Source organism: Luteimicrobium sp. DT211 (assembly GCF_049844995.1).
Lineage (GTDB): Bacteria > Actinomycetota > Actinomycetes > Actinomycetales > Cellulomonadaceae > Luteimicrobium.
Genome location: NZ_JBNCMC010000003.1, coordinates 66,033 through 85,722, shown reverse-complemented (window position 1 = coordinate 85,722; position 19,690 = coordinate 66,033). Strand labels below are relative to the sequence as shown.

Here is a 19,690-nt window from a genome sequence, read left to right as displayed (position 1 = left end):
GAGCCGGCCGCCCCTCAGAGCCGACGCTGGTCAGAGCCGCTCGAGGCCCCGCTTGAGCCCGCGCACGGCCTGGCCGATCCGCTGCTCGTTCTCGATGAGCGCGAACCGCACGAACCCGTCGCCCCCGGGCCCGAACCCGACGCCCGGGGAGACGGCGACGTCGCACCGCTCGATCACGTGCGTCGCGAACTCGATCGAGTCCATGTCGCGGTACGGCTCGGGGATCCGCGCCCACGCGAACATCGTGCCGCCGGGCTTGTGGATGTCCCAGCCGATGCGCTGCAGGCCGTCGTAGAGGGCGTCGCGCCGCGCCTCGTACACGGCCGACGCCTCGGCCGGGTAGTCGGTCGCCTCGTTGAGCGTGACGGTCGCGGCGATCTGGATGGGCTGGAAGGTCCCGTAGTCGAGGTAGCTCTTGAGCTTCGCGAGCGCCCCCACGACGTCCTTGCGGCCCACGAGGAACGCGACCCGCCAGCCGGCCATCGAGTACGACTTCGTCATGGAGTAGAGCTCGACGGCGACCTCCTTGGCGCCCTCGCACTCCATGATCGACGGCGGCTTGAAGCCGTCGAACGTCATGTCCGCGTACGCGAGGTCGTGCACGAGCACCACGTCGCGCTCGCGCGCCCAGTCGACGAGCCGCTGCAGGTCCTCCTTGGTGGCGACCGTCGTCGTGGGGTTGTGCGGGAAGCTCAGGACGACGACGCGCGGCTTGGGCCACCCGTACTCCCACGCCTCCATCACGCGGTCGATGTAGCCGGCCGCGTCGGTGCCGTCGCCGATGTCGACCTGCCGCGCGTCGGCGCCCGCGAAGTAGGGGCCCCAGATGTGGATCGGGTAGCTCGGCGTCGGGACGATCGCGGCGTCGCCCGGCTGCAGCAGCACCCACATGAGGTGGCTGAAGCCCTCCTTGGCGCCGATCGTCGAGATGATCTCGGTGTCCGGGTCGAGCGTGACGCCGAACCGCCGCTGATACAGGCCGGCCACGGCCTCACGCAGCTTCGGGATGCCGCGCGACGCGGAGTACCGGTGGTTGCGCGTGTTGTGCGCGGCCTCCGCGAGCTTCTCGACGGCGATCTCAGGGCTCGGCAGGTCGGGGTTGCCGAAGCCCAGGTCGACGACGTCCCGACCTGCCCGGCGCGCCTCGACCTTGAGCGCGTCGATGATCGTGAAGACGTACGGCGGCAGGCCGGGGATGCGACGGAACTCCATCTCGCGAGGCATGCTCCGCAGGGTACCCGCGCGGTCCGCGCCGGGCCGGACGATCCCGTCAGGCGTCGGGCCGCAGGTTCTGCGCCACGCGTCGCAGCACGTCGACGGCGGTCGCCACGTCCGCCGGGTCGATGCCCTCGGTGACCCGCTCGCGCGCCGCGGTGACGTCGTCGAGCAGGCGGTGGTACGCCGTCTGGCCCTCCGCGGTGATCGCCCAGCCCTCCGGCGCGCGCTGCACCCAGCCCCGCGCCGCGAGGTCCTGGACCTCCGTCTCGAAGCCGTGCAGGACGCCGTCCGCGGCCTCCGACTGGGCCGCGCCGCCCGCGAGCAGCGTGAGGACGTGCCAGTGCCGCCGGCCGAGGCCCGCGTGCGGCAGGGCGTCGTCGAACCGCTCGTCGAGGAGGCGCGCGACCACGCTCACCCAGTAGCCGACCGTCTCCATCGACCCACCTCCTCGGGTCCACGGTAGGACGGTCCTCCCGGCGCGGCAGGGCGGGTGGCAGAGTGGACGTCATGACCAAGGAGAACCGCCGGGCGCTGGTCGTGGTGGACGTGCAGCCGACGTTCTGCGAGGGCGGCGAGCTCGGCGTCGACGGCGGGAACGCGGTCGCGCAGCGGATCGCCGACTACGTGGCGACGCACCGCGACCGGTACGCGTTCGTGGCCACGACGCAGGACTGGCACATCGACCCCGGCGACCACTTCTCCGACCACCCCGACTTCGTCGACACCTGGCCGCCCCACGGCCTCGCCGGCTCCCCCAACGCGGCGCTCCACCCGGCGCTCGTCGGCCTCGCGCCCGACGTCAGCGTCAAGAAGGGCCAGCACGCGGCCGCGTACTCGGGCTTCGAGGGCACCGACCCCTCCGGTCGCCCGCTCGCGGAGGCGCTGCGCGACGCCGGCGTGGACGCGGTCGACGTCGTCGGGATCGCGGAGTCGCACTGCGTCAAGGCGACCGCGCTCGACGCGCACGCCCTCGGCCTCCCGACGCGCGTGCTGACCGACCTCACCGTGCCCGTCTCGCCCCAGCTCGGCGCCGAGGCGCGCGAGGAGCTGGCGGCGGACGGCGTGGAGCTCGTGCCGTCGTCGGCCGCCTGACGTTCTCCCGAGCTGTCAGGACGCGCGGGCCGCGAGCGCCGCGGCGTACAGGTCGCGCTTGCTCACTCCCCCGCCGCCGACGCCGGACGCCTCCGCGACCGCGGCGACCGCCTCCTTGAGCCGCTCCCCCGCGGCGACGCGCTCGAGCACCTCGTCGACGAGCTCCTCGACGCTCGCGGCCGCGGCCGGCGCCCCCGCGACGACGACGCAGATCTCGCCGCGCAACGGCTCGGCCACGGCGCGGGCGGCGAGCTCCCCGAGCCCCCCGCGCAGCACCTCCTCGTAGGTCTTGGTGAGCTCCCGGCAGACGGCGGCGGGACGGTCGGCGCCGAAGGCCTCGGCCATCGCGTCGAGCGTGTCCGCGATCCGGTGCGGCGCCTCGAAGAACACCATGGTCCGGCGCTCGGAGGCGAGTGCCTCGAACGCGCGACGACGCTCTCCCGGCTTGCGGGGCGGGAAGCCCTCGAACGTGAACCGGTCCGTCGCGATGCCCGACACCGCGAGCGCCGCGAGGACCGCCGAGGGACCGGGGGCGGTGGTCACGGAAAGCCCGCGCTCGACGGCGCGCGTCACGACCCGGTACCCCGGGTCCGACACCGACGGCATGCCGGCGTCGGTCACGACGAGCACCGTCCCGCCGCCCTCGACGACGTCGAGCAGGTCGTCGGCGCGGGCGGTCTCGTTGTGCTCGTGGTAGCTGACGACGCGTCCGCCGACCTCCAGCCCCAGCCGGCCGGCGAGCCCGTGCAGGCGGCGCGTGTCCTCGGCGGCCACGACGTCCGCCTCGACGAGCAGGCGGCGCAGGCGGGGCGACGCGTCGTCGGGGTTGCCGATCGGGGTCGCGGCGAGGACGAGGACGCCGCCCGCATGGTCGGCCGCCCGGTCGGCGCGTCGGTCGGCTCGAGTCTCGGCGCTGCTCATGGCCCCCACTGTCCCACGCCGTACCATGACGGGCGTGTCCGCCACGAGCAGCCCCGACGAGCCGCCCACCGCGCCCGAGCCGGGGTCCGGCGCGCCGCCGGCGGGGAGTCCGAACGGCCGGCACGTCGCCGGGGCAGCGACGGGTGCGCCCGCCTCCGGACCGATCACCGGCGCCCGGGCGACCGGCACCTCGGGCGAGGACGCGGGAACGACGGAGGCGCCGTCGTCGGGCCTGACGCGGGATCTCGACACGGCGACGGAGCCGGGAGCAGCGACGGGGCCGGGCACCGCGACGGACCTGGCGGAGCCGGGCGCCCCCGAGCCGAGCGCGCGGGACCGCTACCTCCTCAAGCTGTTCGGGCCGCGCCGCCTGGCCCTCGGCTCGACGGCGCGCGACCGCCTCTGGGGCTGGCTCGGCCCGCTGCTCGTCACGGCGCTCGCCGCCGTCCTTCGCCTGTACCACCTGGGCAACCCGAAGACGCTCGTCTTCGACGAGACCTACTACGTCAAGTACGCGTACTCGCTGCTCAAGGCCGGCTACGAGGCCAAGTGGCCGGACAACCCCAACCCGGCGTTCGAGTCCGGCGACGTCAACACGTTCCTGCACCAGGCCGACTACGTGGTCCACCCGCCGCTCGGCAAGTGGATGATCTCCGTCGGCCTGCGGTTCGGCGGCGCGGAGAACCCGTGGGCCTGGCGGATCAGCACGGCGGTGATCGGGATCCTCGCCGTGTGGATCGTGGCGCGGGTCGCGCGCCGCCTCTTCGGCTCGACGCTGATCGGCATCCTCGCGGGCCTGTTCATGGCCGTCGACGGCGAGGCGATCGTCCACTCGCGCACCTCGCTGCTCGACAACTTCGTCATGTTCTGGGGACTGCTCGCGTTCGCGTTCCTCATCCTCGACCGGGAGCAGGCGAGGCGGCGGCTGGCGGACAAGTGCGCGGCGATCGTCGAGGCGGGCGGCGAGATCGGCAAGTACGGGCCGCGGCTGGGCTGGCGCTGGTACCGGTTCCTCGCGGCCGTGTCCCTGGGCCTGATGTGCGGGACCAAGTGGTCGGGCATCTACTTCATCGCGATCTTCGGGCTGCTGACCGTCGGCTGGGACATGACGGCGCGGCGCGCCGTCGGGATCAAGCGGTGGTGGGAGGACGCGATCCTGGTCGACGGGATCCCCGCGGCGCTCGTGATGCTCCCGACGGCGCTGCTCGCCTACCTGGCGACGTGGTGGGGGTGGTTCCGCAACCCGATGTCGTACATGCGGCAGTGGGCCGTCGAGAACCCCGGCGAGGGCGTCTCCTGGCTGCCGCCCGCGCTGCGCTCGTTCTGGCAGTACCACGTCCAGATGTGGCACTTCCACAACACTCTCGACACCCCGCACCCCTACCAGGCGAACCCGCTGGGCTGGATGCTGCAGTGGCGCCCGACGTCCTTCTACTACGAGTCGATCAAGCCCGGGCAGCAGGGCTGCGGGTCGTCGCCGTGCGCGCAGGCCGTCACCTCGCTCGGCAACCCTGTGCTCTGGTGGGCGGGCGCGCTGTGCCTCGCCGTCACGCTCGTGTGGCTGTTCGTCGCGCGCGACTGGCGCGCGACCGCGGTGCTCGCGGGCGTCGTCGCCGGGTGGTTCCCCTGGTTCGCCTACATGCACCGGACGATCTTCACGTTCTACTCGATCGTGTTCACGCCCTGGGTCATGATGGCCGTCGCCTACGTGATCGCCCTGCTGCTCGAGGAGACCCAGGGCGAGAGACGCGCCAGACGCCGGGTGGTGATCGGGGTCAGCATCTTCGTGACCGTCGTGGTCGCGGTGAGCCTGTTCTTCTACCCGATCTGGACGGCGCAGACGGTGCCGTACAGCTTCTGGCACGTTCACATGTGGCTGCCGAGCTGGATCTGACGCTGATGACGACGGCGGCGCGGCCCCTTTGCCGAACACGCGGTCCGCGCCCGTCTGCCGACGCAGACGGGCGCGGACTGCGGTGTCGCGGGGCGGATATCCCGTGCTCGACGACGGCGCTCACGCGGGAGCGCCGGAGCGGCTAATCCCGACTTTTGATGGCGGCTGATTCCGACTTTCGGTGGCGGCTGATTCCGAGTCCGCACGCCCGCGCCCCGCGTCGACGCAGGTCACACAAGCCGCGGGTTGTCAGAACCTGGTGAGTCTCGAGCCTCACCAGGTTCTGACAACTCGGTGCAGGGGACGCTCAAGCCCAGTCGACGCCCGGGCTCTCGTGGAACGTGAGCCCCCGGTCGCGCCACCCGGTCGACTCGCGCGCCACGCGTGCCGCGAAACCCTCCCACGACCGCGCGTCGACGGGCGTCCACGCGACCTCCGCCACGGCCGCGAGCCGCGGCAGCAGACGCATGAAGAGAGTGTGCTCGTCGGGGATCCGCTCGCTCCAGATCGCCGCCTCGACGCCGACCACGGCGTCCGGATCGACCCCCTCGACCGCCGCGTCCGGCTCCCAGTCGTACGCGTCGCGCAGCTCGATCGGCGGCATGGACGCGCCCCAGTCCTGGCCGCGCGCGTCGTCGGCGTCGTACTTCATGTCGAGGTAGACGCGGTCCGCCGGGGACAGGAGGATCTTCGCGCCGCCCGCGACCGCGCGCCGCAGCGGCGCGGTGTCCTTGCGCGTCTCCCAGTACTGCACGACGGTATCGGCCGGGAGCTCCACCTCGGCGATCTCCTGCCAGCCCACGACCTTCTTCCCGGCCGCCGTGACGACGTCGTGCGCGAGCAGCACGAACCGGCTGTACTCCTCCACGCCAAGCGTGAAGACCTCGTCGCCGCCGATGTGGACGTACTCCCCGAGCGTCGCCGCGGCGATGTCGCCGAACACGTCGCGCAGGAACGGCTCGGTCTCCGGCAGGTCGAACGAGAGCTTGCTGAACCCGACCTCCTCGCCGCCGAACCGGTCGGTCGGCTGCCCACCAGGGACGAGCTCGCCGTACGCGTGCGTCGCGGCGTTGGTGTGGCCCGGCATGTCGAACTCCGGCACGACCTGCACGTAGCGCGCGGCCGCATACTCCTGCAGCCTCCGGAACTCGTCCATCGTGTAGAAACCGCCGACGCCGTCGCCGATCTCGCCCTTCCCGGAGATCTCCGTGAGCAGCCGCCGCGACGGCAGCTCGAGGCGCCAGCCCTGGTCGTCGGTGAGGTGCAGGTGCAGGACGGACAGCTTGTAGCGGGCCATCACGTCGATCACCCGCTCGACGACGTCCGGCTCGAAGAAGTGCCGCGCCACGTCCAGCGACAGCCCGCGCCACGGGTACCGCGGTGCGTCCTTCACGACGACGGCCGGCAGCACCGCGCGGCCCTCGCCGTCGACGGTGCTCAGCTGGGCAAGGGTGGCGATCCCGCGGAAGAGACCCTCCGTGGTGGGCGCGGTCAGCGCGGCACCGGCCCCCGAGACCTCGAGGGAGTACCGCTCGGGCGACGCGGCGCCCCCCGGCCCGGCGGCGTCGTCGAGCGCGAGGACGAGCGCCGGTCGGTCGCCGGCCGGAGCACCCAGCCCGAGCAGGTGGCGCGCCACGGCGGCGAGGCGCTGCTCCTCCTCCGAAGGCCCGGCGACGACGCTCAGGCCGTCGAGCGGCAGGCTCCCGTCGGCGGTCCGGACGTGCGCGGGCAGCGGGACGAGCGAGGACATGCGAATCCTTTCGGCACGGCGGTGTGGAGCCCCGATGCTCTCACGCGCCGAGCGTCCGGTACGGGTCGGCCGCGGGCACGAACCGCACGGGAACCTCGGGCAGCAGGTCGGCGAGCCACCGCGCGGCCTCCGCCATGCCCTCCTGCTCGGAGGGCACGTGCCCGACGACGACCAGTCCCTTGCGGATCCCCGCGGCCTCGAGGTCGGCCGCGTAGGCGCCCGTCTCCCACTCGTGCCCCTCCCCGATGACGGCGACGTCCACGTCGGCGCGCTGCAGGAGGTGCCGGTTGCGCTCGAAGCCGCGGAAGCCGAGGTCCAGCCCGGCGCGCGAGACCGGCAGCCCCGGGTCGCCGACGAACCGCAGCGCGCGGGCGCCGAGCGCGGACGCGACGTGCGCGGCGAGCTCCCCCAGCGTCGTCGGCTCGACCACGTACACGCCCGCTGCGCCGGGGACCTCGCGCCCCGCCCAGCCGAGCGCCCGGGCCGTCCCCTCGTCGACGCCGTCGGGCCGGCGGTCGTGCCAGGCGTCGTGCAGGTGCCAGACCCGCAGCCCGTGCTCGGCGACGAACGACGCCTTGGCCCGGTAGACCGGGTCGTCCTCCGCCGCGAGCCGGGGCTCGGCGTCGTTCCGGTGGTCGTAGTAGAGCGGCTCGTGCGTGATCACGAGGTCGAGGCCCTCGGCGACCGCGCGGCGCAGCACGTCGAACGTCGCCATCATCGTCACCGCCACACCCGCGACCGGGGCGTCCGGGTCGCCCGCGAGGAGCGCGTCGACCGTGTCCGGGCGCCGGGCCGCGCCGATGTTCTCCAAGATCCGGACGACGACGTCCTGGGCGGTCAGCATGGCGCCCACCCTAGAGGGTGACACCGCCCGGGCGATCTCTGCGCCGATCACGCGATCAGGAGCGTCATGGTGGAACACAAGGGGAGGGGTTCACTTACCGGTAACGGAACACAACCGGAGGGGTCGAGAGCCGATGGGCGGAACAGGACCGTAGGGGTTCCGACGTGATCCCGGCAGCCGGCGGGCCGCTACCGCGGGTTGCGCGAACGTCGCGACAGCCGGGCAAGTCAGCATGGCGACCATCTCAGGAGCCCGCGCCGAGGCCGTAGAAGCGGTCGAAGAACGCGCGCAGCCTGTCGATGACGTGCTGCTTCTTCTCGGTGTGCCCGCCGTCGCGCGCGAACCGGGACACCGGGGGCAGGACGGTGGTGACGGCGGTGCCGCCGGTGCGCAGCTCGCCGACGCGGAACGCGTCCTCGACGTAGGCGCGGGTCTGTTCGGGGCGCAGGTTCTCGTCGTCGATCACGGCCTGCAGCTCGGCGTCGCGCCTGGCCCGGACGAACGCCTCCCACTCGGCGTCGACGGCACCGTCGAGCGACACGGTGTCGACGAACGCCTCGATGAGGTCGCGCTTGTTGCGCAGGGTGGGGCTCGCGTCGACGGCGCGGCTGATCTCGGCGCGGACCTCGGTGTCCTGGCCGTCCCCGAACCGTTCCCGGTACCGGGCGACGAGCATGAGGATGTAGTCAACGTTGATCTCGACCTGCTTGACGAGCTCGATCTCGAAGACGACGTCGTCGTTGATGCGCTCCTTGTCGGCGTCGCGGGTCGTGCGGAACTCGGCGTACAGGTCGAGGTAGACGCTGCGGTAGTCCTGGCTCTGGCGTTCGGTGAGCAGCTCGTGGCCGGCGAAGTCGTCGAACGAGGACAGGATGTTCTCGAGCCGCAGGATCGTCCCGAGGACGGCGATGAAGTCCTTCTGGGCGTCCTCGCCGACGATCGGCTCGCCGAGCGGGTAGTTCCGCAGGAGCTCGTCGACCTTCGTGGCGTACTCGGCGTAGTAGTCGCCGTAGGGCTTGAGGACGACGACGCCGCGGGCCTCCTTGTTGCCGAAGAGCTCGAGCGCGGCGTTGGTCTCGTCCTCGAGGTTCCGGAACGCGACGACGTTCCCGTACGTCTTGACGGAGTTGAGGATCCGGTTGGTGCGGGAGAACGCCTGGATGAGCCCGTGCGCGCGCAGGTTCTTGTCGACGAACAGGGTGTTGAGCGTCGTGGCGTCGAAGCCGGTGAGGAACATGTTGACGACGATCACGAGGTCGAGGTCGCGGTTCTTGAGCCGTTGCGACAGGTCCTTGTAGTAGTTCTGGAACCGGTCGGCGGTGGTGTCGTAGCTGGTGCCGAAGAGCTCGTTGTAGTCCTGGATGGCGTCTTCGAGGAAGCTGCGGTCGTCGAGAGTGAGGGCGCCCGTGTCGAAGGCGTCGTCGTCGAGCAGGCCGTCGTCGCCGGTGGCGTCGTTGGCGCCGTAGGAGTAGATGAGCCCGATCTTGAGGCGCTGGCCGGGCAGCAGGGTCCGCTGCGCGAGCTGGAAGTGGTTGTAGTAGGCGCGGGCGGCGGGGATGGAGGCGGTCGCGAAGATGGCGTTGAACCCCCGCACGCGACGGTTGGCCCGCACGGCCTCCGCCTGGCGGCGGGTGCGGGTGGACTCGGCGACGTTGGTGACGACGCGGTGCTCGAACGTCGAGCTCCGCTTGGTCTTCTGGTCGAAGTGCTCGAGCGTGTAGCGGACGATGTCGCGGATGCGGCGCTCGTCGAGCAGGGCCTTCTCGGTGTCGATGGAGCTGACGGTCTTGTCGACGACGGTCCCGACGCCGACGGTGTTGATGTAGTCGATGCGGAACGGGAGGACGTTCTTGTCGGTGATCGCGTCGACGATCGTGTAGGTGTGCAGCTTGGTGCCGAAGGCCTGTTCGGTGGTCTTGAGCTGCGGGTTGCCGCCGCTGCCGGCGTTGGCGGCGAAGATCGGGGTGCCGGTGAACCCGAAGAGGTTGTAGCGCTTGAACGCGCGCGTGATGTCGGTGTGCATGTCGCCGAACTGGGACCGGTGGCACTCGTCGAAGATGATGACGACGTGGCCGCCGGTGATCGCGTGGCCCTTGTTCGCCTTGATGAAGGTGGAGAGCTTCTGGATCGTCGTGATGATGATCCGCGCGTTCCGGTCCTCGAGCTGGCGCTTGAGCACGGCGGTGGACGCGTTCGAGTTCGCGGCGCCCTTCTCGAACCGGTCGTACTCGCGCATGGTCTGGTAGTCGAGGTCCTTGCGGTCGACGACGAACAGCACCTTGTCGACGCTCGGCAGCTTCGAGGCGAGCTGGGCCGCCTTGAACGAGGTGAGCGTCTTGCCGGAGCCGGTGGTGTGCCACACGTAGCCGCCGGCGGCGACGGTGCCGAGCTGCTTGGCGTTGGTGGAGATCGCGATCTTCTGCAGGATCCGTTCGGTGGCGACGATCTGGTACGGCCGCATGACGAGCAGCAGCTTGTCGGCGGTGAGCACGCAGTAGCGGGTGAGGATGTTGAGCAGCGTGTGCTTGGAGAAGAACGTCCGGACGAACGCGGTGAGGTCCTGGATGGGGGTGTTCTGCGCGTCGGCCCACCAGGACGTGAACTCGAAGCTGTTGGACGTCTGCTTGCGTCGGGCTTCCTTGCTGCTCTCGGTGACGCGGGCGAGGCGGGTGCTGTTCGAGTAGTACTTGGTGAGGGTGCCGTTGCTGATGACGAAGAGCTGCACGTACTCGAACAGGCCGGAGCCGGCCCAGAAGCTGTCGCGCTGGTAGCGGTCGATCTGGTTGAACGCCTCGCGGATGTCGACCCCGCGCCGTTTGAGCTCGACGTGCACGAGCGGGAGCCCGTTGACGAGCACGGTGACGTCGTAGCGGTTGGCGTAGCGCGCGCCGCCCTGCTCGCCGTCGTCGCCGCGGTCGACCTCGTACTGGTTGACGACCTGCAGGCGGTTGTTGTGGATGTTCTCCTTGTCGAGCAGCGCGATGTTCTTCGTGGAGCCGTCGTCGCGCTTGAGGATCTGGACGTGGTCCTCCTGGATGCGGACGGTCTTCTCGACGATGCCGTCGTTCGCACCGGCGATCGAGGTGGTGAAGAACCTGTCCCACTCGCCGTCGGTGAACGTGATGCCGTTGAGCGCCTCGAGCTGGGCGCGGAGGTTGGCGACGAGCGCGCCCTCCGATGCGATCGGCAGGTGCTCGTACGCCTGCGACTGCAGGAGCCGGATCATCTCGCGTTCGAGCGCGGACTCGGACTGGTACGCGGTGTCCCCCGTCGGGTCCGGCGTGTACTCGGCGACGACCGTGCTCTCGGTGGACACCGCGATCGGGTCGTACGTGCGGGCGCCTCCCTCAGAGGTGCTCATCGGTCGATCACCACCCAGCGCCCGGCCTTGGTCGAGCCTTCACGTCGGAGACGTCCTTGGGCTCTGAGATCAGCGAGGTGCCGCTCAACTGTCCTGGCCGACCTTCCGAGTCTGTCCCCGAGCGCCACCGCGGTGAGGGCCGGCTCGGCTTCGAGCGCAGCAAGGATGGCTTCGCTTGTTCCGACATTTGTTCCGCCACTTGTTCCGACACTGCCGGCGCTCGTGAGCGCACGTGCCTCGTAGTCCTGGAGTGACTCGGTGATGACGCCGAGCATGAAGTCGATGAACGGCGCGGCGTCGATCTCGGGTTCGCGCGACGCCTGGAGCGCCTCGTAGTAGCGCGCCTGGTGCGCGCGGACGAGCGTCTCGGTGGGCATCCAGGCGAAGATCGGGCGCCAGCGGCTGAGGACGAGCGTCTGCCAGAGGCGCCCGATGCGGCCGTTCCCGTCGCGGAACGGGTGGATGTGCTCGATGAGGAAGTGCATCGCGCTCGACACGACGAGCGGGTGGTCGGTCGACGCGCCGCCCCACTCGAGGAGCTCGCCGACGAGCCGCGGCACCCTCGCGTGGCGGGACCCTGTGTGCAGCACGGCGCCGTCGACACCCACGATCTCGACGTCGACCGTGCGGAACGCCCCGGACTCGGCGATGAGACCCGCGGTGAGGAGTGCGTGAGCCCCGAGGAAGTCGTCGACGGCGTACGGGTCGAGACCCTCGAGCGCGTCGTACGCAGCCAGGGCGTTCTGGACCTCCTGCACGTCGCGGGGCGGCCCGAACACGGGTTCGCCGTGCGCGACGGCGTCCACCTCGGCGAGCGTCAGCACGTTCCCCTCGATCGCGGTGGACGAGTGCACCGACCCGATCCGGTTGGTCCGGCGCAGCTCGAGCGCACGCCCGGACAGCTGCTCGACGGCGGTCACACGACCCAGCAGCTCGACGATCCGCTCGATCTGCTCCGGCCAGGTGTCGCGCGGCGTGTAGAAGTCAGGGATCACACCGCCTCCTGGAACGTCAGCAGCCGGTCGCGGTAGTACGCATACTGCGCCCGACGCGCCGCCAACTCGGCAGGCAGGCCCACACTGAGGTCGTTCACGAGTGCGTCGAACGTGTCGAGGGTGCCGGCGAGGCGCATTTGATCCGAAGGAGCAGGGATCGGGACCGAGACCTGCGCCAGACGCGCTTTCGACACGTTGAATCGCGTCACGCCGCTTGCGGTCTTGACGATCTGGTCCCGCACGGGCCTGGATCGGAATAAGTGCTTGGCAAATTCCGGCCGGAGTGCCGAGGGGTCGAACGGCCGAAACCCGATGCAGAAGCTGTTCAGGTAGACCTGCTCACTCGGATCGTCGACCACCACCGATGACATCCCAACCTCGGCCACCGTCTCAGACGACCCGGTAAAGAGAACGTCCCCGCGTGCGAGCCCGCGCTGCTTCTCCCCCGAGCCCACTCGCACAAAGTCGTCGAGATCGAGGCGCGTGGCGATATTATTGAAGACGTTGGTGTAGGAGACATAACGAGCGCCCTCGTCCGCGAAGTCAGCCTTGGATTTCCCGGTCAATCCACCAAAGAGCGTCCCCAGCTCACTCATGCGAATCCGCCGAACTGCCCCTCTCTCCGCGAACGTCAAGAGGGCGTCACGATAGTGGGCATACTGCTGGCGACGCGCCTCCAACTCCGCTTCGAGTTCCGCCTCCAGCTCAACAAACTGGTCCAATACCCGCACAATTTCGCGCTGCAACGGCTCAGGCGGGACCGGGATCTTCATCTCACGCACGACGGTCCAGTGACGGTTGTAGCCGCGGCTAGGTATGACCAAGCTCGCCAGAGCGAAATAGCCGAACCTGGGAAGCAGTCGCTCGCGGGCGGCAAGCACTTTCGTACCGTCCGCGCCCACGGCAAACGTGAAATCGACCCACTTCACGGCACGCGTGTGGTCACCAAACACTACGTACTCTCCCGGAGCGACGGCGCACGTTGCGTCGTCGGTGCGCCCAGCGACAAGCCCGGCCCCTTGGTCCACGATCGGAATCGTGGAGCCGTCGGAGTACTTGCTCCTGGGAATGCCCGGAGGCGTCGGCACAACGCTGAAGGCATCGCCGACGCGCCGATACTCGACCCCATCCGGGCAGAGGTCCGCGATCAGGTCGTCGATGCGGCTCATCCCGCGTCTCCTCGCAGTTCGGCCTCGATCTGTTCGATCGTCGGAAGGTTCGTGGCGAGCGGTTCGGGCAGGTCCTTGAGCAGGTCGTACTCGGCAACCCCGAGCGGGCTGGTGGTGCTGCGGAGCGCGTACTCCGCGACGACCTCGTTCTTCGTCTTGCACAGCAGCAGCCCGACGGTGGGCGCGTCGTCGGGGTGCTTCAGCTCGCCGTCGACGGCCGCGAGGTAGAAGCCGAGCTGGCCGAGGTGCTCGGGCTTGAACGCCGTCGCCTTGAGCTCGACGACTACGTAGCAGCGGAGCTTGAGGTGGTAGAAGAGCAGGTCGAGGAAGAAGTCGTCGCCGCCCACCTCGAGGTGGATCTGCCGCCCGACGTACGCGAAGCCGGCACCCAGCTCGACGAGAAACTCGGCGACGTGGTCGACGAGCGCCCGTTCGATCGCGCGCTCCTCGGCGTCCCTGCCGAGCCCGAGGAAGTCGAGCTTGTACGGGTCCTTCAGCGCCTCACGCGCGAGGTCGGACTGCGGCGCTGGGAGCGTCCGGTCGAAGTTCGTGATCGCCCGCCTGGCCCGCTCAACGCTCCGCGCCTCGATCTGCATCTCGAGGACCGCACGAGACCACCCGTGCTCGAGCGCCGCCGTCGCGTAGGCGAGGCGCTGGTCGCGGTCTTTGAGCTTCGTCAGCAGCACGAGGTTGTGGCCCCAGGGCAATCGTGCAACGGGCTGTTGCAGAAAGTCTGGCTCCGGCCACGCCGCAGCGAACGCGCGCATGTAGTGCAGGTTCCGCACCGAGAATCCCTTGGCCTCGGGGAACGACTCACGGAGGTCGTGCGCGACGCGATCGACGACCTTCGCGCCCCACGCGTGCCCGTCGATCCGGTCGTCGAGCTCCCGACCGATCTGTCGGTAGAGACCGATCATCTCGGTGTTGACCGCCAGCACCGCCCGCTGCTGCGCGGCGTAGACCCGCGTCTTGAGCTCAGCCAGCCACTCGCCGTACCCCTCGGGCATCGGCGCCAGCGCCGACGGACGGTCGCTCATCGCTCGCTCACTTCTTGCCCTCGATCTCTCGCTGTGCACGCTTGAGGGACTCCAGGTACGCGTCCTCCACGCCGGTCGGGTCGGCGTCGACCCGCGCACGGAACTTCGTGTACTCGCCTTCGGCCTGCGCGACCGCCGCACGGTGGCTGACGCTGCCGGCGCCGGCAAGCGTCGGTGCGTCCATCGCGACGATGAGCCTGTCGAGGTGGGCGAGCCAGTCCTTCATGTAGGTGGGCTCGTGGCTCTGCGCTCGGAACTCGGCCGCGTCGAAGTACGCGGACACCAGGGTGTTGAGCTTCTTCAGCTCGGCCTCGTCGAGGTAGTTCTTCGCCACCCCGACGTCAGCCTTGCGCGGTCGGGCGCCGGCGAACGAGGTCAGCCCCATGTTCGGCTTCGTGGCATCGGCCCTGGCGGCAATCACCTCGGCCGCCGTGTGTCCGTGAGCCGCGTAGTGCAGCTTGTTCTGGACGATCCTGAAGAACTCGGCGGTCTCCTCGGCCTTCGGGTCGTAGTCCACGCTCGTCGCGTACAGGTCGAGCACCTGCCGGTACAGCACCTTCTCGCTGCTGCGGATGTCGCGGATGCGCTCCAGCAGCTCACGCCAGTACGTGCCGCCGCCGAGGTTCTTGAGCTTCTGGTCGTCCATCGTGAAGCCCTTGACCAGGTACTCGCGCAGCCGTTCGGTCGCCCAGATCCGAAACTGGGTCGCGACCTTGCTCGTCACGCGATAGCCGACCGAGATGATCGCGTCAAGGTTGTAGTGCGCGACGGCGCGACGGACCTCGCGAGTCCCCTCCTGTCGAACCTGTAAGAAATCCTTACAGGTTGCCCGAGGGTCGAGCTCGCCCTCGTCGTAGACGTTGCGGAGGTGCATCGTGATGTTCGCGCGCGAGGTCTGGAACAGGTCCGCGATCTGCCGTTGGCTCAACCACACCGTGTCGTCGTCGAGCCGGACCTCCAGGGCCGGCGCGCCGTCGTCACGTCGGTAGAGGACGATCTCCCCGGACGCCTCGGTCGTCACGCCGCACCACCCTCCAGGTCCGCGACGATCGCGTCGATCGACGCCCGCAGCTCCGCCTGCCGCGCGACGATGCGGGCGATCTCCGCGTTGAGCGCGGTGATGTCGACTTCCTCGCGCGTGTCCTCGGCCTCCACGTACGACGACACCGCGATGTTGTAGTCGTTCGCGGCAAGGTCCTCGTTCGGGACGAGCCGCGCGACGTGCGGCACGTCCTCGCGGCCCGTGTACGCGGCGAGGATCGCGTCCTGGTGCTCGGGCAGGAGCTTGTTCTTGTTGCCGACGCGCGTGAACTTGGCCGACGCGTCGACGAACAGCACCGCGTTGTCCGCCTTCGACTTCTTGAGCACGATGACGCACGTCGCGATCGTCGTCCCGAAGAAGAGGTCCGGCGGGAGCTGGATAACGGCGTCGACGTAGTTGTTGTCGATGAGGTACTGGCGGATCTTGCGCTCCGCTCCCCCGCGGTACAGGACGCCCGGGAACTCGACGATCGCAGCCGTCCCGTCCACCGCGAGCCACGACAGCATGTGCATGGTGAACGCCAGGTCGGCCTTCGACTTCGGGGCCAGCACGCCCGCCGGTGCGAACCGCTCGTCGTTGATGAGCAGCGGGTCCGCGTCCCCCGCCCACCGGATCGAGTACGGCGGGTTGGACACGATCGCCTCGAACGGCTCGAAGTCCCAGTGCTGCGGGTCCGTGAGGGTGTCGCCGTGCGCCAGGTCGAACTTCTCGTACCCGACGTCGTGCAGGAACATGTTGATGCGCGCCAGGTTGTACGTGGTCAGGTTGATCTCCTGACCGTAGAACCCGCCCACGTTCTCCTTGCCGAGCACCTTCGCGAACTTCAGCAGCAGCGACCCCGAGCCGACCGCAGGGTCGTACACCCTGTCCACACGCGTCTTGCCGACGACGGTGACCCGGGCCAGGACCTCCGACACCTCCTGCGGGGTGTAGTACTCCCCGCCCGACTTCCCGGCCTGGGACGCGTACATCTGCATGAGGTACTCGTAGGCGTCGCCGAACAGGTCGATCGAGTGGTCCTGGAAGTTGCCGAGCGGCAGGTCGCCGATCGCGTCCAGCAGCTTCACGAGCTTCTCGTTGCGGCGCGCCACCGTGTTCCCGAGCTTGGCGCTGTTCACGTCGAGGTCGTCGAACAGGCCCTTGAGGTCTCCCTCGCTGGCCGTCCCGACCGCCGAGCCCTCGATGTTCTTGAAGACGCGCTCCAGCGTCTCGTTGAGGTTGTCGGCGTTACGGTGCGCGCGCTCCCGGACGTTGACGAACAGGTCCGACGGGGCGATGAAGAAGCCCTTCTCGGCGACCGCGTCCGCACGCGCGATCTCCGCCTCGCGGTCCGGGAGGCGCGTGTAGTCGAAGTCGGCGTCGCCTGCGGCGTGCTCCCCCGCGTCGAAGTGCGCGGCGATGTTCTCGGAGATGAACCGGTAGAACAGCATCCCGAGCACGTACGTCTTGAAGTCCCACCCGTCGACACTGCCCCGCAAGTCGTTCGCAATGCGCCAGATCGTCTTGTGCAGCTCCGCGCGCTGCGCCTCTTTGGTGGTGGGTGCCATCACGGACCACACGGTAGCGGTGCCCACCGACCCCAGCGCGACAGGGTCACCCCAGCGCGAGGCTCACGGTGACGTACGCGTGCGCGGGCAGGTCGACCTCGAGCCCGCGCGGATGCGGCCGCACGCCGTCGTGCGCGGCCGGGGCGACGGCGTCGGGCGCCTCCGGCGTGTTGTGCGCGGCCGGGTCCGCGGCCACCAGCACGCGCGCCTCGTGCCCGACGACGTCGCGCCCACGCAGGTCGAGCACGACGGTCCGGTCCCGGGCGACGTCGAGGTTCGACAGGGAGACGAGTGCGGCATCGTCCTTGACCGACGCCGACGCGGACACGAGGGGCAGCTCACGCCCGGCCGCCTCGACGGTCGGCACGTCGCGCAGGTGCACGGCCAGCGCGTTCGCGTCGTGATGGCCCACGTTCATCGCGAACACGTGGTAGGTCGGGGTGAGCACGAGCGCGCCGCTCTCGGGATCCGTGAGGATCATCGCCTGCAGCACGTTGACGGTCTGGGCGATGTTCGCCATCACGACGCGGTCCGCGTGCCGGTGGAACGCGTCGAAGTGCACCGACGCCACGAGCGCGTCGCGCAGCGTGTTCTGCTGGTACAGGAAGCCGGGGTTGGTGCCGGGCTCCACGTTCCACCAGGTGCCCCACTCGTCGACGACGAGCCCGACCTTGCGGTGCGGGTCGTACCGGTCCATCACGGTCGAGTGACGCGTGAGGAGCTCGTCCACGAACGCGGCCTTCGCCATCGTCGTGTACCACTCGTCCGTGTCGAACCGGGTGGCGGAACCCTTGTCCCCCCACGACCCGCTCATCGTGTAGTAGTGCACGGACAGCGCCTGGAACGGCCCGGCGGGGGCGCCGGCGTCGTCCGCGAGGGAGTCGAACGACCGCATCAGCGCCTCGGTCCACGTGTAGTCGTCCGCGTTGGCACCGGCTGCGACGCGGTACAGCGCGTTGCCGCCCTGGTTGCGCGCATAGGTCGCGTACTGGCGGGCGAGGGACGCGAACTGCTCGGCCCGCAGGTTCCCGCCGCACCCCCACGCCTCGTTCCCGATGCCCCAGAACGGCACGCGCCACGGCTCGTCGCGCCCGTTGGCGCGACGTAGCGCCGCCATCGGCGAGTCGTCGCCGCGGGTGAGGTACTCGACCCACTCGGACATCTCCTGGACGGTCCCCGAGCCCACGTTCCCCGACACGTAGGGGTCGGCGTCGAGGAGCTCGCACAGCTCCATGAACTCGTGCGTGCCGAAGCTGTTGTCCTCGACGACGTCGCCCCAGTGCGAGTTGACCATGCGGGGCCGCTGGTCGCGGGGGCCGATGCCGTCGCGCCAGTGGTAGTCGTCCGCGAAGCAGCCGCCCGGCCAGCGCAGGTTCGGGACGCGGATCGCCCGGAGCGCCTCGACGACGTCGGACCGCAGGCCGCGGACGTTCGCCACCGGCGAGCCCTCCCCCACCCAGAAGCCGCCGTAGATGCACCGGCCCAGGTGCTCGGCGAAGTGGCCGTAGACGTGGCGGGAGATCACCGGGCCCGGCAGGTCGAGGTCGATGACGGCGGTCGTGGTGCTCATGCTGTCCCTCTCGGACGTGGGTGGTTGGTCGGTCTGGGGCCCAGGGCGAGTCGGTCGTCGGCCGCCCGACGACGGCGTCGGGCACGGGGAAACGCGCGAGCGGCTAGTGCCCGCCGCGCGTCGAGCCGCGCACGACGAGGCTCACGGGCGCGACGATGTGCTCGGCGGGGGCGTCGCGGTCGGCCATCCGGCGGTGCAGCAGCCTGACGGCGTGACCCGCGACGCCCTGGTGGTTCGGGTCGACCGAGGTGATCCCCGGCGGCACGAAGTTCGAGACGTCGAGGTTGTCGAACCCGGCGAGCTGGACCACCTCGGGCACGCGGAGCCCGTGCTCGGCCAGGGCCGCGACCGCGCCCAGGGCGATGACGTCCGTGGCGGCGAAGATCGCGTCGAACGGCAGCCCGGACGCGATGACGTCCCGCACCCTGTCCTGGGCGACGTGCGAGGAGTACGGCTCGACGGGGACGACGTAACGCTCGTCGTAGGGCAACCCCGCCCGCCGGTGGGCGAGCTCCCACCCGGCCCGACGGTCCGACGTCATCGTGTGCTCGCCGCCCGGCGTGCAGCCGAGCGCGAGGACGCGCCGGGCACCGCCTTCGATCATGTGCGCCGTCGCGAGCCGGGCACCCTCCTCGTTGGCGAGCCGCACGTGGTCGACGCGGTCGGGGACGTCGCGCTCCCCGAGCAGGACGATCGGCTTGGCGGTCCGCACCCGGTCGAGCTGCTCCCGGTCGAGCCCGGCGACGGAGAGCAGGACGCCGTCGTACATCTGCAGGCGCGCCACGCTGACGGACTCCATCTCGCTCGCCGGGTTGGCGCTCGTCCGCTCGAGGACCAGATGACGCCCCTCGGCCTCCACGAGCGGGGCGATCTCGTCGGCGACCTCGCCGAAGTAGTCGTGGAAGCTCGGGACGATGAGCGCGACGGTGTCGGTCCGCCCGGCGCGCAGGTGGCGTGCGGTGAGGTTGACCTCGTATCCGAGCGAGTCCATCGCGGCGAGCACGCGGGCCTTGGTGGGGTCGTTCACGCGCTTGCGCTCGGTGAGGACGTTGGACACCGTCATGACCGAGACGCCGGCCTCGCGCGCGACATCCGCCATGGTCACCATCGGCATCCCTCCTGGGGGCATTGTGCCAGTCGAGGACCGGCGCGAGCGTTCCCGACCGCGCCGTCGTCGGCTCGTGGGGTGGCGGTCACTATATCGATAAACGCGGGGTTGACGACGCCCGCCGCCGGTCGTAGTTTATCGT

General features: G+C 70.1%; 15 protein-coding genes. 2 read left to right on the top strand and 13 right to left on the bottom strand.

Going from position 1 to position 19,690, the window contains the following annotated elements:
* Window positions 1-30 precede the first annotated feature (30 nt).
* Together ACLQ14_RS08230 and ACLQ14_RS08225 are read right to left on the bottom strand one after the other, a co-directional pair.
* Window positions 31-1,224: an aminotransferase class I/II-fold pyridoxal phosphate-dependent enzyme gene (locus ACLQ14_RS08230; protein ID WP_425811801.1), complete on the bottom strand. Its 1,194-nt coding sequence runs from the start codon at window positions 1,222-1,224 to the stop codon at window positions 31-33.
* 46 nt (window positions 1,225-1,270) lie between these two features.
* Window positions 1,271-1,654 (bottom strand): MarR family winged helix-turn-helix transcriptional regulator, encoded by a 384-nt coding sequence (locus tag ACLQ14_RS08225; protein WP_425811799.1) that lies wholly within the window; start codon window positions 1,652-1,654, stop codon window positions 1,271-1,273.
* A gap of 71 nt (window positions 1,655-1,725) precedes the next feature.
* Between ACLQ14_RS08225 and ACLQ14_RS08220 the strand changes: the two genes are divergently transcribed.
* Complete coding sequence (locus ACLQ14_RS08220; protein ID WP_425811797.1) at window positions 1,726-2,310, top strand: isochorismatase family protein; 585 nt, start codon at window positions 1,726-1,728, stop codon at window positions 2,308-2,310.
* A gap of 15 nt (window positions 2,311-2,325) precedes the next feature.
* On the opposite strand, the gene rsmI is transcribed toward ACLQ14_RS08220, so the two are convergent.
* The gene (gene rsmI / locus ACLQ14_RS08215; protein WP_425811795.1) at window positions 2,326-3,231 is read right to left on the bottom strand and encodes a 16S rRNA (cytidine(1402)-2'-O)-methyltransferase; all 906 of its coding nucleotides are present in this window, start codon (window positions 3,229-3,231) and stop codon (window positions 2,326-2,328) included.
* 34 nt (window positions 3,232-3,265) lie between these two features.
* Between rsmI and ACLQ14_RS08210 the strand changes: the two genes are divergently transcribed.
* Window positions 3,266-5,125 (top strand): phospholipid carrier-dependent glycosyltransferase, encoded by a 1,860-nt coding sequence (locus ACLQ14_RS08210; protein WP_425811793.1) that lies wholly within the window; start codon window positions 3,266-3,268, stop codon window positions 5,123-5,125.
* Window positions 5,126-5,432: 307 nt separating this feature from the next.
* On the opposite strand, the gene ACLQ14_RS08205 is transcribed toward ACLQ14_RS08210, so the two are convergent.
* From ACLQ14_RS08205 to ACLQ14_RS08160, 10 genes are all read right to left on the bottom strand, one after another.
* A complete protein-coding gene (locus tag ACLQ14_RS08205) occupies window positions 5,433-6,875 on the bottom strand; it encodes a family 20 glycosylhydrolase (protein WP_425811791.1) in 1,443 nt (480 codons plus the stop codon).
* A 40-nt stretch (window positions 6,876-6,915) separates the two neighbouring features.
* Complete coding sequence (locus ACLQ14_RS08200; protein ID WP_425811789.1) at window positions 6,916-7,719, bottom strand: Nif3-like dinuclear metal center hexameric protein; 804 nt, start codon at window positions 7,717-7,719, stop codon at window positions 6,916-6,918.
* A gap of 244 nt (window positions 7,720-7,963) precedes the next feature.
* Complete coding sequence (locus ACLQ14_RS08195) at window positions 7,964-11,080, bottom strand: type I restriction endonuclease subunit R (RefSeq protein WP_425811787.1); 3,117 nt, start codon at window positions 11,078-11,080, stop codon at window positions 7,964-7,966.
* Window positions 11,077-12,075 (bottom strand): Fic family protein, encoded by a 999-nt coding sequence (locus tag ACLQ14_RS08190; protein WP_425811785.1) that lies wholly within the window; start codon window positions 12,073-12,075, stop codon window positions 11,077-11,079. The genes ACLQ14_RS08195 and ACLQ14_RS08190 overlap by 4 nt, the downstream gene beginning before the upstream one ends.
* Complete coding sequence (locus ACLQ14_RS08185) at window positions 12,072-13,244, bottom strand: restriction endonuclease subunit S (RefSeq protein ID WP_425811783.1); 1,173 nt, start codon at window positions 13,242-13,244, stop codon at window positions 12,072-12,074. The genes ACLQ14_RS08190 and ACLQ14_RS08185 overlap by 4 nt, the downstream gene beginning before the upstream one ends.
* Window positions 13,241-14,281 (bottom strand): PDDEXK nuclease domain-containing protein, encoded by a 1,041-nt coding sequence (locus ACLQ14_RS08180; protein ID WP_425811781.1) that lies wholly within the window; start codon window positions 14,279-14,281, stop codon window positions 13,241-13,243. Before ACLQ14_RS08180 ends, ACLQ14_RS08185 begins: the two co-directional genes overlap by 4 nt.
* A gap of 7 nt (window positions 14,282-14,288) precedes the next feature.
* Window positions 14,289-15,302: a virulence RhuM family protein gene (locus tag ACLQ14_RS08175; RefSeq protein ID WP_425811779.1), complete on the bottom strand. Its 1,014-nt coding sequence runs from the start codon at window positions 15,300-15,302 to the stop codon at window positions 14,289-14,291.
* Window positions 15,299-16,870, bottom strand: a complete 1,572-nt coding sequence (locus tag ACLQ14_RS08170) for a type I restriction-modification system subunit M (RefSeq protein WP_425812857.1) — start codon at window positions 16,868-16,870, stop codon at window positions 15,299-15,301. The genes ACLQ14_RS08175 and ACLQ14_RS08170 overlap by 4 nt, the downstream gene beginning before the upstream one ends.
* A 46-nt stretch (window positions 16,871-16,916) precedes the next feature.
* Window positions 16,917-18,440, bottom strand: coding sequence for an alpha-N-arabinofuranosidase (locus tag ACLQ14_RS08165; protein WP_425811777.1), 1,524 nt, complete (start codon window positions 18,438-18,440; stop codon window positions 16,917-16,919).
* Between the two features lie 103 nt (window positions 18,441-18,543).
* Window positions 18,544-19,554, bottom strand: a complete 1,011-nt coding sequence (locus tag ACLQ14_RS08160; protein WP_425811775.1) for a LacI family DNA-binding transcriptional regulator — start codon at window positions 19,552-19,554, stop codon at window positions 18,544-18,546.
* Between the last annotated feature and the right edge of the window lie 136 nt (window positions 19,555-19,690).